Origin of the sequence: Escherichia sp. E3659 (assembly GCF_005781135.1) — a bacterium.
Classification (GTDB): domain Bacteria; phylum Pseudomonadota; class Gammaproteobacteria; order Enterobacterales; family Enterobacteriaceae; genus Escherichia.
This window is the reverse complement of the sequence record NZ_VATQ01000027.1, coordinates 162,188-177,910: the sequence shown is the minus strand read 5'-3', so window position 1 is coordinate 177,910 and position 15,723 is coordinate 162,188. Positions and strand designations below refer to the sequence as shown.

At 51.6% G+C, this 15,723-nt stretch carries 14 protein-coding genes; 7 read left to right on the top strand and 7 right to left on the bottom strand.

Features of this window, described 5'->3' with window-relative positions:
• Nucleotides 1-114 precede the first annotated feature (114 nt).
• The 5 genes from hofQ to hofM are packed head-to-tail and all read right to left on the bottom strand — an operon-like array spanning nucleotide 115 to nucleotide 3,401.
• Entirely contained in the window at nucleotides 115-1,353 is a 1,239-nt protein-coding gene (hofQ, locus tag FEK47_RS18555) for a DNA uptake porin HofQ (RefSeq protein ID WP_135487150.1), read from the bottom strand.
• A complete protein-coding gene (locus FEK47_RS18550; protein ID WP_130221396.1) occupies nucleotides 1,265-1,669 on the bottom strand; it encodes a DUF2531 family protein in 405 nt (134 codons plus the stop codon). The genes hofQ and FEK47_RS18550 overlap by 89 nt, the downstream gene beginning before the upstream one ends.
• Nucleotides 1,659-2,099 carry a DNA utilization protein HofO gene (locus tag FEK47_RS18545; RefSeq protein ID WP_130217650.1) on the bottom strand — a complete coding sequence of 147 codons (441 nt, stop codon included), beginning with the start codon at nucleotides 2,097-2,099 and terminating at the stop codon, nucleotides 1,659-1,661. The genes FEK47_RS18550 and FEK47_RS18545 overlap by 11 nt, the downstream gene beginning before the upstream one ends.
• Nucleotides 2,083-2,622 carry a PilN domain-containing protein gene (locus tag FEK47_RS18540; RefSeq protein ID WP_135487149.1) on the bottom strand — a complete coding sequence of 180 codons (540 nt, stop codon included), beginning with the start codon at nucleotides 2,620-2,622 and terminating at the stop codon, nucleotides 2,083-2,085. Before FEK47_RS18540 ends, FEK47_RS18545 begins: the two co-directional genes overlap by 17 nt.
• Complete coding sequence (gene hofM, locus FEK47_RS18535) at nucleotides 2,622-3,401, bottom strand: DNA utilization protein HofM (RefSeq protein ID WP_138183315.1); 780 nt, start codon at nucleotides 3,399-3,401, stop codon at nucleotides 2,622-2,624. The genes FEK47_RS18540 and hofM overlap by 1 nt, the downstream gene beginning before the upstream one ends.
• A gap of 119 nt (nucleotides 3,402-3,520) precedes the next feature.
• Between hofM and mrcA the strand changes: the two genes are divergently transcribed.
• Nucleotides 3,521-6,073, top strand: a complete 2,553-nt coding sequence (gene mrcA, locus FEK47_RS18530) for a peptidoglycan glycosyltransferase/peptidoglycan DD-transpeptidase MrcA (RefSeq protein ID WP_135487148.1) — start codon at nucleotides 3,521-3,523, stop codon at nucleotides 6,071-6,073.
• Between the two features lie 53 nt (nucleotides 6,074-6,126).
• Nucleotides 6,127-6,777: a hypothetical protein gene (locus tag FEK47_RS18525; protein WP_135487147.1), complete on the top strand. Its 651-nt coding sequence runs from the start codon at nucleotides 6,127-6,129 to the stop codon at nucleotides 6,775-6,777.
• Nucleotides 6,778-6,786: 9 nt separating this feature from the next.
• Here the strand turns inward: FEK47_RS18525 and nudE are convergent, their stop codons facing one another.
• Nucleotides 6,787-7,347: an ADP compounds hydrolase NudE gene (gene nudE, locus FEK47_RS18520; RefSeq protein WP_105268146.1), complete on the bottom strand. Its 561-nt coding sequence runs from the start codon at nucleotides 7,345-7,347 to the stop codon at nucleotides 6,787-6,789.
• A gap of 321 nt (nucleotides 7,348-7,668) precedes the next feature.
• Between nudE and igaA the strand changes: the two genes are divergently transcribed.
• The 4 genes from igaA to hslO all read left to right on the top strand — a co-directional run bounded on the left by igaA (nucleotide 7,669) and on the right by hslO (nucleotide 11,852).
• The gene (igaA, locus tag FEK47_RS18515) at nucleotides 7,669-9,804 is read left to right on the top strand and encodes an intracellular growth attenuator protein IgaA (RefSeq protein ID WP_138183314.1); all 2,136 of its coding nucleotides are present in this window, start codon (nucleotides 7,669-7,671) and stop codon (nucleotides 9,802-9,804) included.
• 64 nt (nucleotides 9,805-9,868) lie between these two features.
• Nucleotides 9,869-10,537 carry a GMP/IMP nucleotidase gene (yrfG, locus tag FEK47_RS18510; protein WP_130221392.1) on the top strand — a complete coding sequence of 223 codons (669 nt, stop codon included), beginning with the start codon at nucleotides 9,869-9,871 and terminating at the stop codon, nucleotides 10,535-10,537.
• A 10-nt stretch (nucleotides 10,538-10,547) separates the two neighbouring features.
• Nucleotides 10,548-10,949 carry a ribosome-associated heat shock protein Hsp15 gene (gene hslR / locus FEK47_RS18505; RefSeq protein WP_000660493.1) on the top strand — a complete coding sequence of 134 codons (402 nt, stop codon included), beginning with the start codon at nucleotides 10,548-10,550 and terminating at the stop codon, nucleotides 10,947-10,949.
• A 24-nt stretch (nucleotides 10,950-10,973) separates the two neighbouring features.
• Nucleotides 10,974-11,852 carry an Hsp33 family molecular chaperone HslO gene (hslO, locus tag FEK47_RS18500; RefSeq protein WP_130208979.1) on the top strand — a complete coding sequence of 293 codons (879 nt, stop codon included), beginning with the start codon at nucleotides 10,974-10,976 and terminating at the stop codon, nucleotides 11,850-11,852.
• 130 nt (nucleotides 11,853-11,982) lie between these two features.
• Here the strand turns inward: hslO and FEK47_RS18495 are convergent, their stop codons facing one another.
• A complete protein-coding gene (locus FEK47_RS18495) occupies nucleotides 11,983-13,707 on the bottom strand; it encodes a DUF4153 domain-containing protein (protein WP_135487146.1) in 1,725 nt (574 codons plus the stop codon).
• A 378-nt stretch (nucleotides 13,708-14,085) separates the two neighbouring features.
• On the opposite strand from FEK47_RS18495, the gene pckA reads away from it, so the two are divergent.
• Nucleotides 14,086-15,708 (top strand): phosphoenolpyruvate carboxykinase (ATP), encoded by a 1,623-nt coding sequence (pckA, locus tag FEK47_RS18490; RefSeq protein ID WP_130208983.1) that lies wholly within the window; start codon nucleotides 14,086-14,088, stop codon nucleotides 15,706-15,708.
• The last annotated feature ends 15 nt before the right edge of the window (nucleotides 15,709-15,723 follow it).

Genomic DNA, 15,723 nt, shown 5'->3' with positions numbered 1-15,723 from the left:
CAGGCAGCTAAGAGCACCAACTCTCAAATCGGTACTCCTTGTATGCTAAATACCTGCGCGCGTCAAATAGATGAAACACGTTCAACGTAAAAACATCACCGCTTTTGCGGCGGTTTACTCACTGGAAACCAGTCGTGGCGTGATAAACACCACTAACTCACGTCGTTCATCTTCTTTTCCATCATGACGAAATAATTGCCCGAACCAGGGAATGTCACCCAACAGCGGTACGCTATCCTGACCCGATTTATTTTTACGGGTAAAAATGCCGCCCAGCGCCAACGTTTCTCCGCTTTTGACCTCGACTTGCGTTTCGATCTCCTGCTTATCAATTGCCAGCACTTCGCCATCGGCTTGTTGAAGGACCTGCCCCGGAACGTTCTGGCTGATGTGTAATTTCAGCCGGATGCGACCTTTTTGTAACACCGTGGGCGTGACCTCCATTCCCAGTACCGCCTCTTTAAACTCCACCGATGTTGCACCACTTTCACCACTGGAAACCTGATACGGAATTTCGCTTCCCTGTTTAATGCTGGCAGGCTGGAGATGCGAAGCCAGTAAACGAGGGCTGGCGATGATATCCAGTTGCTGTTTCTGTTCTAGTGCGGAAAGCTCCAGATCCAGCAAACGTCCGTTGATCCGCCCAATGTTAAAACCGATATGCGTCGTCGCCGTCGCCACCGCGAGATCGCTACCGAGCGTAGTCACTTGCCCAACGCCGCCAGCGTGTTGCGCATCGGCCAGCGTCCATTTCACGCCTAACTCACGCAAACTTTTTTCATTAATAGTGACAATATGCGCCGACAGTTCAACCTGGCCTACCGGCAAATCCATTTGCATGACCCACTGTTCCAGTGCAGTTAACGCCGCCTGGTTATCGCGCAGCAAAAGGCGATTGGTGCGTTTATCAACGGTCATGCTGCCTTTGGCGCTAAGTAGCTTCTCCCCCGCTTTCGCCAACTCTCCGGCATCGGCGTATTGCAGGGTAATGCTGCGATTTTCCAGCGGCAGGTTTGCCTGCACCCGTGCCTTCTCTGCCTCCTGGCGGGCGATATTTTCATTTTGCCAGGCAACGGAATGCACTGAAAGAATGTTGCCTTCCTGACGCGTTATCAGCCCGGCGCTTTTCACTACGGTTTGTAGCGCCTGCTTCCAGGGAACATCCGTTAAATGTAGCGATACCGTACCGCTGACGTCTGGCGACACCACCAGGTTTAGCTTCTCCTGTTCGGCCAGCGCCTGCAAAACCTGAGCAACCGGAACGTCATCCACCATCAGCGTGACTTTTTGCGGCTTTGCCGCCTGCACGATGGGCATCATCATCAACAGTAGTGCGGCTATCCATTGCTTCATTTGTATCTCCTTGCCGTTGCCACAACCACTGTGGCGGTTCGCAGTTTGTCCCGGTTCCCAGCGTTAGTGTGTCTGGCGTCAGCTGTAAGATCGTCCAGCCGTTTTCCAGCACATCGTTTTGCTGCACCCGTCGCCATTTCTTTTGCCCATCTTTTATTACGCCGATAACGCGCTCGCCTCTTCCTACCATCCCCTGATAGCGCCACTGGGTAAGTTCGCTAATCCGGCATAGATCTTCCGGTGGTTTAAACGGGTCGCGCATGCCGGTTAATAGCCATAATGCAACACCAGCCAGCAGCCAACGTTTAGCCATCATTCGCCCCCTCCAGTTGGAGCGTGAACAAGAGTTCATCACCTTCCACGCTTAACGAAAAACGACTTACGCTGACGTTGCGCTCTGCCAGTCGTGTAAATGCCGACGGCACCGCTTCCCAGAGCGTTTTCAACGCCAACTCGCCTCCCTGGGCTGACGGATGCCAGTAAACCAGTTGCGCACCAGGCAACTGAAAATCCAGCGGCGAAAAGGGCAACGTCTTTTCTTCGCGGATGGGTGTGGTGTCTACCAGGCGATGCAGTGCAGCCCACTGCTGGTGATTACTTGCCCGCAGTCGAATTAATGCGTCGCTCTCTTCCTGATGGGCCAATGAAAGAACGATGATTGTGAATAACACCAGCAACCAGACTGCCCAGCCAAACTGACGGGTACGAGGAGATGTGGCAAACCACCAGTCAAAGAGCGAGTTCATCGCTAACCTTCCTTGTTAACTGATACGCAAATTGCCAGCGCCCTTGTGCATCCTGCTGCGTGGCCCCTCGCTGGTTGAGCTGAAAAGAGGCATCCTCACGGAGTGACTTCTCCAACACATTTAGTGCGGTGATGTTCGACGTAAGTCCTTTGACTTCCAGCGTTCCCTGCTGCCAGCTCAGCGTGGTCAGCCAGGCTTTTTCTGGTAAAAGCATCGCCAGCGCTTCCAGCGCTGGTTGCCAGTCGCGGGTAAATTGTCGCTGACGCTGACGTCGCAAATGCTGTTCGCGTAACTGTTGGCGTTCCAGCAAACGTGGCTTAGTGACCTGTAAGCTACGGGCGAGTTGTTGTTCTCCCTCGAGCAAAATGGCGTCTACACGTGCTTCGGCGTTATATGCCAGACGCTGCATTAGCGTTATCCCTACGGTCAGCAGCAGAGGGGCAACAAACATCTGCAACCAGAAGCGAAAAAAGACCGCACGGCGTTGCTGTCGCCAGGGCAAAAAATTGATTGGTGGGTTCATTAGCGACTCTCCCCAAGCGCCAACCCCAGCGCAATGGCGAAGTCTCCACCTGGTGGCGGTAGCGGCGGCTGACGAACAGAAACCGCCTCCCAGGGGTCAAATCCGCCTTCGCCGCATATTGCGATACTGCCGGGGTCCACAGATAACATCGCTGCAAGGTCATTCGCGCTTGTCATCCCCACCACCAGCTTGCGCCCCCAGTTATAACGCGTCGCCCACAACCACTGTTCGTGGTCACACCAGGCCAGACATTGCTTGTGAGGGGGTAAAAAAGGCAGAAATCGTTGTAAAGCGCAGGCATCCGGGGTAATCGCGCTAACGTGAACACGCAATCTTTCTGCCAGGGTAAGTAACGTTGCCAACTCTTTGCTTTGCGCGGCGGTCACGTTATAGGCCGGGCTTAGTGAATCTTCGCTATAATCGAAGCGCAGAGAGTCCGGTTCCATATCCAGCTCGCGTGCCATTGTGCCTGCCAGCCATGCCGTTTGCTCTCGCTCACCGAGAGACATCGCCGGGCGTGGAAATGCCCTCTGTAACGTTCGACCAGCAGGAAATGCCAGCATAATGTGATGTCGATGCGGCAGTTCACGACTCCACGGTAACAACGTTTTTGCCAGCCGCTCTGTATCGAGAATGCGTCCATCTTTGATAATGTCTGTCGCCAGCGGCAAACGCCACCAACGTTGCAAAAAACATTCTTTTGCACCACGCACGATAGCAACCGCCACCGCTTCTTGCTGTTGTAAATGCAACCCAATTTGCCAGTTCTTAAATGCCATTGTGATGATCTCCTTATCACCCGTCACTCTGACGGGTATATCAATGCGTCTGGCTTGCCTTTATACTACCGCGCGTTTGTTTATAAACTGCCCAAATGAAACCAAATCGGAAATTTCCAGTGAAGTTCGTAAAGTATTTATTGATCCTTGCAGTCTGTTGCATTCTGCTGGGAGCAGGCTCGATTTATGGCCTCTACCGCTACATCGAGCCACAACTGCCGGATGTGGCGACATTAAAAGATGTTCGCCTACAAATTCCGATGCAGATTTACAGCGCCGATGGCGAGCTAATTGCGCAATATGGTGAAAAGCGTCGTATTCCGGTTACGTTGGATCAAATCCCGCCGGAAATGGTGAAAGCCTTTATCGCGACGGAGGACAGCCGCTTTTATGAGCATCACGGCGTTGACCCGGTGGGGATCTTCCGTGCGGCAAGTGTGGCGTTGTTCTCTGGTCACGCGTCACAAGGGGCGAGTACCATTACCCAGCAACTGGCGAGAAACTTCTTCCTCAGTCCGGAACGCACGCTGATGCGTAAGATTAAGGAAGTCTTCCTCGCGATTCGTATTGAACAGTTGCTGACTAAAGACGAGATCCTCGAGCTTTATCTGAACAAGATTTACCTCGGTTACCGCGCTTATGGTGTCGGTGCTGCGGCACAAGTCTATTTCGGTAAAACGGTCGACCAACTGACGCTGAACGAAATGGCGGTGATTGCCGGGCTGCCAAAAGCCCCATCCACTTTCAACCCGCTCTACTCAATGGATCGCGCCGTCGCGCGGCGTAACGTTGTGCTGTCACGTATGTTGAGCGAAGGGTATATCACCCAGCAGCAATACGATCAGACGCGCAGTGAGCCGATTAACGCCAATTATCACGCGCCGGAAATTGCGTTCTCGGCGCCGTATCTCACCGAAATGGTGCGTCAGGAGATGTATAGCCGTTACGGCGAAAGCGCTTATGAAGACGGTTATCGCATTTACACCACCATTACCCGCAAAGTTCAGCAGGCCGCGCAGCAAGCGGTGCGTAACAACGTGCTGGACTACGACATGCGTCACGGTTATCGCGGCCCGGCTAATGTGCTGTGGAAAGTGGGTGAGACGGCGTGGGACACCAAAAAGATAACCAATACTCTGAAAGCGTTGCCGACTTACGGTCCGCTGCTGCCTGCCGCAGTTACCAGCACCAATCCGCAGGAAGCGACAGCGATGCTGGCTGACGGAACGTCCGTAACGTTGCGTATGGAAGGCGTTCGCTGGGCGCGTCCTTACCGTTCAGACACTCAACAGGGACCGACGCCGCGTAAAGTGACTGATGTGGTGCAAACGGGTCAGCAGATCTGGGTTCACCAGGTTGGCGATGCCTGGTGGCTGGCGCAGGTGCCAGAGGTGAACTCGGCGCTTGTGTCGATCAATCCGCAAAACGGTGCCGTCATGGCGCTGGTGGGTGGCTTTGACTTCAACCAGAGCAAGTTTAACCGCGCAACTCAGGCGCTGCGTCAGGTGGGTTCGAATATCAAACCGTTCCTCTACACCGCAGCAATGGATAAAGGTCTGACGCTGGCAAGTATGCTGAACGATGTGCCGATTTCCCGCTGGGACGCTGGTGCTGGTTCTGACTGGGAGCCGAAAAACTCACCGCCGCAATATGCCGGTCCAATCCGTTTACGTCAGGGACTGGGCCAGTCGAAGAACGTAGTGATGGTGCGTGCAATGCGGGCTATGGGCGTTGACTACGCTGCAGAGTATCTGCAACGCTTCGGCTTCCCGGCGCAAAACATTGTTCATACCGAATCGCTGGCGCTGGGTTCCGCGTCCTTCACGCCGCTGCAGGTGGCGCGCGGCTACGCAGTAATGGCGAACGGTGGCTTCCTGGTGGATCCGTGGTTTATCAGCAAAATTGAAAACGACCAGGGCGGCGTGATTTTCGAAGCGAAACCGAAAGTAGCTTGCCCGGAATGCGATATCCCGGTGATTTACGGCGATACGCAAAAATCGAACGTGCTGGAAAATAACGACGTTGAAGACGTGGCTATCTCCCGCGAGCAGCAAAATGTTTCGGTGCCGATGCCGCAACTAGAGCAAGCTAATCAGACATTAGTCGCGAAGACCGGCGCGCAGGAGTATGCACCGCACGTTATCAGCACTCCGCTGGCATTCCTGATTAAGAGCGCACTGAACACCAATATCTTTGGTGAACCAGGCTGGCAAGGTACTGGCTGGCGCGCAGGTCGTGATTTGCAACGTCATGATATCGGCGGGAAAACCGGGACCACCAACAGCTCGAAGGATGCATGGTTCTCGGGTTACGGACCAGGCGTAGTAACCTCAGTATGGATTGGCTTTGACGATCACCGTCGTAATCTCGGTCATACCACGGCTTCCGGGGCAATTAAAGATCAGATCTTTGGTTATGAAGGTGGTGCTAAAAGCGCGCAGCCTGCATGGGACGCTTATATGAAAGCCGTTCTGGAAGGCGTACCGGAACAACCGCTGACGCCGCCGCCGGGTATTGTGACGGTGAATATCGATCGCAGCACTGGGCAACTGGCCAGCGGCGGCAACAGCCGCGAAGAGTACTTCATTGAAGGTACACAGCCTACACAGCAGGCGGTGCGCGAGGTGGGAACGACCATTATCGATAATGGTGAAGCACAGGAATTGTTCTAAAAACGACGCCCGGCAGCGTTAATGTTGCCGGGCTTTTACTATGGAAGATGTCGATGAAAATGGAAAGTCACTCTCCTTCTCCTTCGGAGAATTGCAGCGAAAGTAATCGTCAGTTCACCCGGCAATATGCCCCATTCAGCCTTAACCAGACTGATTTTCTAACCATCTACGGCCTTGTTTTACGAAGGTATCATCCCGATAAACTGCCACGCCTACACAAAGCGGCTCTCTATGACATCATTGCTGTCACGTTTTTCTTGCTATTCCCTGCATCTCTCGTGATTTTAGGGATATTTAATATAGAAATTGAATTATCAGTCTGGAATAACGTCACCGATGACCTTCTGTTTATCCTCAATAAAAACAAAGTATTAGTTATCGTATTTTGGCTACATGGTATGTTTTTTTCAGTAAAGACCTACTGGACAAGGTATAAGCAGAAAAAAGCACAGTCTGATATCTACAATCAAAACGCAATAACGGAAGGATTGAACTTTCAAATCGATGAGACTGGTGTTAAATGCTGGAAAAAATCCGGCACCCACAGCTTTTGTGTCTGGTCAGAGATAAATGACCTTATCCCCTATAAAGATATATTTGTATTGGTTATGAACAAGTCAAGTTTTATATGGCTGAGTGATAAAGAAGAGGAAGCACTGGCGTTTATTCACGAAAAACTCGCCCAGTCACGCCAGCCTGCATAACCAGGGGCTTTACAACCGCCCCTGCCCCTTCAACCACTCGCGCACGAGGAACAGCGCACTGACATTGCGCGCTTCATTGAAGTCAGGCTCTTCGAGCAAATCCATCATATGCGCCAGCGGCCAGCGAACCTGCGGTAGCGGCTCTGGCTCATCGCCTTCCAGCGACTCCGGGTAGAGATCCTGCGCTACCACGATATTCATTTTGCTGGAAAAGTAAGACGGCGCCATGCTGAGTTTCTTCAAAAAAGTCAGATCGTTCGCACCAAATCCCACTTCTTCTTTTAGCTCACGGTTAGCTGCTTCGTAGACGCTTTCACCGGGATCAATCAGCCCTTTCGAAAACCCTAACTCGTAGGATTCAGTTCCCACCGCGTACTCACGAATCAGGATCAGATGGTCGTCCACAATAGGCACAATCATCACCGCTTCCCTGTTGGTTGGACGCATTCGTTCATAAACACGCCGCACGCCATTGCTGAACTCCAGATCCACGCTTTCGACGGTAAACAGTCGGGAACGGGCTACAGTTTCAACATTCAGAATGGTGGGTTTTTGTAATGATTTTCTCATTGTGGAATCTTTGCAGTGAAATCAGTATTTATTGTGCGATATCGGACACCGTTTCGGCAATGTGAATTGCATGTTATTTACATTTATGCAACCTGATAAATAATCGTTCTCAAATCAAATTAAAAGTCAATAGGTTGAAATAACTCCAGGAATTTGCTGATATTCCGCCCTCAGAGGGTTTGCTATGATCAGCGGTTACTGGGATGCGCTTAATGATGCTCAAGTTCAACTCCACGCTTGCCGATAGCCAACCGCAGAATCCTATATTGTGTCCAGGGTGCGAATAATCACGCCTGACAAATTAAGTAAGATGGGGAAAGCATGAGCACCATTGTGATTTTTTTAGCTGCTTTGCTGGCCTGCTCACTACTTGCGGGATGGCTGATAAAAACCCGCACCAGGCGGCGACAATTGCCCTGGGCTAACGCCTTCGCTGATGCGCAAACGCGCAAACTCACTCCGGAAGAACGTAGCGCTGTTGAAAATTATCTCGAGAGCCTGACGCAGATTTTGCAGGTTCCCGGCCCGACGGGTGCCAGCACGGCGCCTGTCTCTCTGACGCTGAACGCCGAAAGCAATAATGTGATGATGCTGACGCACGCTATCACACGTTATGGCATCTCTACCGACGATCCCAATAAATGGCGCTACTACCTTGACTCGGTAGAAGTCCACCTGCCGCCTTTCTGGGAGCAGTACATCAACGACGAAAACACCGTTGAACTGATTTATACCGACTCACTCCCATTAGTCATTTCACTCAACGGCCATACGCTGCAAGAGTATATGCAGGAGACTCGCGGTTACACGTTACAACCTATTCCATCAACACAGGCATCGATTCGCGGTGAAGAGAGCGAACAAATTGAGTTGCTCAACATTCGCCAGGAAACGCACGAAGAGTATGCACTTAGTCGCCCACGAGGATTGCGGGAAGCGCTGCTGATTGTCGCCTCATTCCTGATGTTCTATTTCTGCCTGGTGACCCCAGATGTATTTGTCCCGTGGTTGGTTGGCGGCGCGCTACTGCTGTTGGGCGCGGGCCTGTGGGGATTATATGCGCCACCTGCCAAATCCTCCCTAAGGGAAATCCACTGCCTGCGCGGGACACCGCGTCGCTGGGGGCTGTTTGGTGAAAACTCTCAGGAACAGATTAACAATATTTCGCTTGGTATTATCGATCTGGTCTACCCCGCGCACTGGCAACCTTACATTGCCCAGGATCTCGGACAACAAACCGATATCGATATCTACCTCGACCGTCACGTCGTGCGCCAGGGGCGCTATCTTTCGCTGCATGACGAAGTAAAAAACTTCCCGTTGCAACACTGGCTACGCAGCACGGTAATCGCAGCCGGTTCGCTGATAGTCTTGTTTATGCTGCTGTTCTGGATCCCACTGGATATGCCGCTGAAATTCACTCTCTCGTGGATGAAAGGCGCGCAGACTATTGAGGCCACCAGTGTTAAACAACTTGCGGACGCTGGCGTACGCGTAGGCGATACCTTACATCTAAGTGGTACAGGCATGTGTAATATCCGCACTTCCGGCACCTGGAGTGCGAAAACCAATTCACCGTTTTTGCCGTTTGACTGCTCGCAAATCATCTGGAATGACGCCCGTTCATTGCCATTACCGGAATCGGAACTGGTTAACAAAGCTACGGCGTTGACCGAAGCAGTAAACCGTCAACTGCACCCTAAACCGGAAGATGAATCGCGCGTCAGTGCCTCATTACGTTCTGCGATTCAGAAATCCGGCATGGTTTTGCTTGATGACTTTGGCGACATCGTACTGAAGACCGCAGATCTCTGTGCAGCCAAAGATGATTGTGTGCGCTTAAAAAACGCCCTGGTGAATCTTGGCAACAGTAAGGACTGGGACGCACTGGTGAAACGCGCCAACGCAGGAAAACTTGATGGTGTGAATGTATTACTCCGCCCGGTGAGCGCAGAATCGCTGGATAATCTGGTGGCGACTTCCACCGCACCGTTTATCACTCATGAAACGGCGCGAGCGGCACAATCACTGAATAGCCCAGCGCCTGGCGGCTTCCTGATTGTCAGCGACGAAGGCAGCGATTTTGTCGATCAACCGTGGCCAGCAGCCTCGCTTTATGACTACCCGGCGCAAGAACAATGGAACGCTTTCCAGAAGCTGGCGCAAATGTTGATGCATACACCGTTTAACGCCGAGGGGATCGTCACCAATATTTTCACCGATGCCAACGGCACGCAGCATATCAGCTTGCACCCGATTCCGGACCGTTCTGGCCTGTGGCGCTATCTCGGCACCACATTACTGCTACTGACGATGTTCGGCTGTGCCATCTATAATGGCGTGCAGGCCTGGCGTCGTTACCAGCGTCATCGCACTCGCATGATGGAGATTAAGGAATATTACGAAAGCTGCCTGAATCCGACGCTGCTCACGTCTTCAGAAAGCCTCATCGAATAACACGTTTGCGCGGCAGGTTATGCTACCCTGTCGCGCAAATTGCTTCACTCTGGAGATTTCCCCCATGCATATCAACATTGCCTGGCAGGACGTAGACACCGTTCTGCTGGATATGGACGGCACGTTGCTCGACCTCGCCTTCGATAACTATTTTTGGCAAAAGCTGGTGCCTGAAACATGGGGCGCGCAAAACGGTGTTACGCCACAGGAAGCAATGGAATATATGCGCCAGCAATATCACGACGTGCAGCATACGCTAAACTGGTACTGTCTTGATTACTGGAGCGAGCAACTGGGTCTGGATATCTGTGCGATGACCACCGAGATGGGGCCACGTGCTGTGTTGCGTGAAGATACTATTCCGTTTCTCGAAGCGCTGAAGGCCAGCGGCAAGCAGCGAATTTTGCTCACTAACGCCCATCCACATAACCTGGCCGTTAAACTTGAGCATACGGGTCTGGACGCACACCTTGATTTATTACTTTCCACCCACACATTTGGTTATCCGAAAGAGGATCAGCGGTTATGGCATGCGGTGGCCGAAGCTACGGGTCTGAAAGCTGAAAGAACGCTGTTTATTGATGACAGCGAAGCCATTCTCGATGCTGCCGCGCAATTTGGTATTCGTTACTGTCTCGGCGTCACCAACCCTGACTCTGGAATAGCCGAAAAACAGTATGAACGCCATCCGTCACTGAATGACTACCGCCGCCTGATCCCCTCGCTAATGTGAAGGAGACGCCATGAAAGAAAAACCGGCTGTTGAGGTTCGACTGGATAAATGGCTATGGGCCGCCCGTTTTTATAAAACCCGCGCGCTGGCCCGCGAAATGATTGAAGGCGGTAAGGTGCATTACAACGGGCAACGCAGCAAGCCGAGTAAAGTCGTCGAGCTGAATGCCACGCTCACGCTGCGCCAGGGAAATGACGAACGAACGGTGATTGTAAAGGCGATTACTGAACAGCGTCGCCCCGCCAGCGAGGCGGTCTTGCTGTATGAAGAGACTGCGGAAAGTGTAGAGAAACGCGAAAAAATGGCGCTGGCACGTAAACTTAATGCCTTAACCATGCCGCACCCGGACCGGCGCCCGGACAAAAAAGAGCGCCGCGACCTGTTACGATTTAAACACGGCGACAGTGAATAACTGTCACCTGCAAGAGAGATGATTATGCCGCAACATGACCAATTACATCGCTATCTGTTTGAAAACTTTGCCGTTCGCGGCGAACTGGTAACCGTTTCGGAAACCCTGCAACAGATCCTTGAGAATCACGATTATCCGCAGCCCGTGAAAAACGTGCTGGCAGAACTGCTGGTCGCGACCAGCCTGTTGACCGCTACGCTGAAGTTTGATGGTGATATCACCGTACAGCTGCAAGGCGACGGTCCGATGAATCTGGCGGTTATTAACGGTAACAACAAACAGCAGATGCGCGGTGTGGCGCGCGTGCAGGGCGAAATTCCAGAAAATGCCGACCTGAAAACGCTGGTCGGCAATGGTTACGTGGTGATCACCATTACCCCGAGCGAAGGCGAACGCTATCAGGGCGTAGTTGGTCTGGAAGGTGATACCCTGGCGGCTTGCCTGGAAGATTACTTTATGCGTTCTGAACAGCTGCCGACGCGCCTGTTTATTCGCACCGGCGACGTAGATGGCAAACCGGCTGCGGGCGGTATGTTGTTGCAGGTAATGCCTGCGCAAAATGCCCAGCAAGACGACTTCGACCACCTGGCGACGCTGACCGAAACCATCAAAACTGAAGAGCTGCTGACGTTACCGGCAAACGAAGTTTTGTGGCGCTTGTACCACGAAGAAGAGGTGACGGTTTACGATCCGCAGGATGTTGAATTCAAATGCACCTGCTCACGTGAACGTTGCGCAGGCGCGCTGAAAACGCTGCCGGATGAAGAAGTTGATAGCATCCTCGCGGAAGAAGGCGAAATTGACATGCATTGTGATTACTGTGGTAACCACTATCTGTTCAATGCAATGGATATTGCCGAGATCCGCAACAATGCGTCTCCGGCAGATCCGCAGGTACATTAATCGCCATGTCCGGCAGAGGTGACTCTGCCGGATATCATAACTAAATTGCCTGATGCGCTGCGCTTATCTGGCCTACGGATTAAATGCAATTTATCGCAGGTAAGATAAGGCGCAGCATCCAAACGCGCTGTCACTCATTCAGATTCAAATCCAGCGTTTCACCATCCACCGTAAGATCGCGCCACACCTTAGGCTTCGTCCCCAGTTTTCCATTCTTCGCCGCTGTGAGTAATTTCTCTTTCGTTATTACACGCGGGAGTGAACTCATCGTAATCTCTTTCCATTCTTTCCCGGCAGGATCAATACCATAGACAATGTATCTTTCATCATTAAAGGCAAACAGGATCCACTCTGCCCTACCATCACTATTCAGATCTTGCTCTACCAGCACGCAGGCATCTTTTTCAATACATATCATTGCGTTATAGCGATTTTTCATCACTGCCGACCAGAATGTCGTATCCGGTTTGCCAGAACCCGGGGCAATAAATACATTATCAGCTAATGCTTTTTCCGATATCTGCTGCTGAAGACGTTGCACTCCATCAAACGCCATCAGCAGACCCCGCCTGCGTTTCGGGTCTTTCATATACTCGACATCGCTTTTCAGCGACTCAAGCGCTGCACGTCCATAGCGACCGCTATGTTCGAGCATGTAGATACTTACCTGGTCTGGCGTGTTCTTGCCACTCTGATAACGCGCCATATGGCTGTTCACGCTAATGCGCATACTGTCCAGCACCGGCGAATTAAGAAGCACCAGTATCACCAGCACCAATAACGAAACCGTAAGGTTCACTTTGCCCTGAAGAACAAGGGGATTTTGCCCTTTACGCCAGGCAATACTGACGAAATACCCCAGCGACCAGACCAGTAACACCACCACCGCCAGTGCGCCGTGCAAGCGTTCGGTAGTCCAGCCGTATTGAGCGACCCGCATCCATATAGCCCAGACGGCGATCAGCACATAGAGCGGCGCCACCAGCAGAGACATTTTTATCAGGCAACGCAACGGGCCAGTCCAGGGAAGCGATGCTTTTCGCGGATCGCGGACAATGGCCATTAAGAGCAACTGCAAAAAGGCCAGAGTTAAAAGCAGCCCAGCGGCGGAGATGTGGCGGGAAATCGCATTCAAACCAGCAAAGGGTAAAGTGATAATAAACAGCAGCGTCAGCAGTGAAACCAGTGGTAGCAAACCTGTGGCGATTAACGTGAAGAGCTTTTGAATAGAGGCGATTAACCGCGATTGAGTCCGCGCAAGAATGACTGCCAGCGCGGTAACCAGGCCCAGCGTAAGATAAATAAACCAGTCGGTTGAAAAAAAGAGGGTACTGAAAAACGTGATGCCAACAAGTTTAAATAACTCACTCCACAGTAAAAGTACCAGCCATGTCAGACCATTAGTGATCAAAATCACCATCAATATTAGAGCGTTATGCCACGCTGACTGGTAAAAAAAGCTATAGTTCGTTTGCTCTTTTCTGTCGTGCAAATTCAGTTGTATCCAGGGCAATAACAACATCGCCATTAACAGCAGATAACAACCAAATTCCCAGAGTTCCTGGTCCGCTCGCCAGGGACTCATGCCATCAATTTGCCATTTCAGCCAGCCGCTCATCGCCAGCGTGGCAATAAATACCAGCGCCAGCCACCCCCACAAACGCTTCTGTTTGAAGGATTCCACGGTGAATAACAAAACGGATGAAAGCGCCACGGTCGCAGGAATGCCGTAAACAAGCCAGTTGTTATTGTCCACAGCCAGCCAGGTTATCAGAAAATAGCAAACCAGCCCCTGGATTAATCCAGTGGCGACCATTCCCCACCGTGTTTCAGGTGACAGTTCAACGTTATCCATGTTCGTGATCCGGAATCAAAAGGAAGGTTAATTATTGCATTCAGGCAGTACTAATATTTATTTTAAGAAAAATTTACAAAAAATTTTGCGGTGGTGAATCGATACTTTACTGATTGATTTTGCATAAATTTCAATCAGGAATGAGATTTAACTCACATTATAATGGCCAATTAAACTAACTTTTAACCTTTTAGGAACATTTTCCACACCTGGAATGCCATTTCTGCGATAATAGCAACCGTTTCGTGACAGGAATCACGGAGTTTTTTGTCAAATATGAATTTCTCCAGATGCGTAAATCTATGAGCCTTGTCGCGGTTAACACCCCCAAAAAGACTTTACTATTCAGGCAATACATATTGGCTAAGGAGCAGTGAAATGCGCGTTAACAATGGTTTGACCCCGCAAGAACTCGAGGCTTATGGTATCAGTGACGTTCATGATATCGTTTACAACCCAAGCTACGACCTACTGTATCAGGAAGAGCTCGATCCGAGCCTGACAGGTTATGAGCGCGGGGTGTTAACTAATCTGGGTGCCGTTGCCGTGGATACCGGGATCTTCACCGGGCGTTCACCAAAAGATAAGTATATCGTCCGTGACGATACCACTCGCGATACTTTCTGGTGGGCAGACAAAGGCAAAGGTAAGAACGACAACAAACCTCTCTCTCCGGAAACCTGGCAGCATCTGAAAGGCCTGGTGACCAAACAGCTTTCCGGCAAACGCCTGTTCGTGGTTGATGCTTTCTGTGGCGCTAACCCGGATACTCGTCTTTCCGTCCGTTTCATCACCGAAGTGGCCTGGCAGGCGCATTTCGTCAAGAACATGTTTATTCGCCCGAGTGATGAAGAGCTGGAAGGTTTCAAACCTGACTTTATCGTCATGAACGGCGCGAAGTGCACCAACCCGCAGTGGAAAGAACAGGGTCTGAACTCTGAAAACTTCGTGGCGTTTAACCTCACCGAGCGCATGCAGCTGATTGGTGGCACCTGGTACGGCGGCGAAATGAAGAAAGGGATGTTCTCAATGATGAACTACCTGCTGCCGCTGAAAGGTATCGCTTCTATGCACTGCTCCGCCAACGTTGGCGAGAAAGGCGATGTTGCGGTGTTCTTCGGCCTTTCCGGCACCGGTAAAACAACCCTTTCCACCGACCCGAAACGTCGTCTGATTGGCGATGACGAGCACGGTTGGGACGATGACGGTGTGTTTAACTTCGAAGGCGGCTGCTACGCGAAAACCATTAAACTGTCGAAAGAAGCAGAGCCAGAAATCTATGGCGCTATCCGTCGCGATGCACTGCTGGAAAACGTCACTGTACGTGAAGATGGCACCATCGACTTTGATGATGGTTCAAAAACCGAGAACACCCGCGTTTCTTATCCGATCTATCACATCGATAACATCGTTAAGCCAGTTTCCAAAGCGGGCCACGCGACTAAAGTTATCTTCCTGACCGCAGATGCTTTTGGCGTACTGCCACCGGTTTCTCGCCTGACTGCCGATCAAACTCAGTACCACTTCCTCTCAGGCTTCACCGCCAAACTGGCTGGTACAGAGCGTGGCATCACCGAACCGACGCCAACCTTCTCTGCCTGCTTCGGCGCGGCGTTCCTGTCGCTGCACCCAACTCAGTACGCAGAAGTGCTGGTAAAACGTATGCAGGCAGCGGGCGCGCAGGCATATCTGGTTAACACTGGCTGGAACGGCACTGGCAAACGTATCTCCATTAAAGATACCCGCGCCATTATCGACGCCATCCTCAACGGTTCGCTGGATAACGCAGAAACCTTCACTCTGCCGATGTTTAACCTGGCGATCCCGACCGAGCTGCCGGGTGTTGATACGAAGATCCTCGATCCGCGTAACACCTACGCTTCCCCGGAACAGTGGCAGGAAAAAGCTGAAACGCTGGCGAAACTGTTTATCGACAACTTCGATAAATACACCGACACCCCTGCAGGTGCCGCGCTGGTAGCAGCTGGTCCTAAGCTGTAATCGGTTAATATTTCA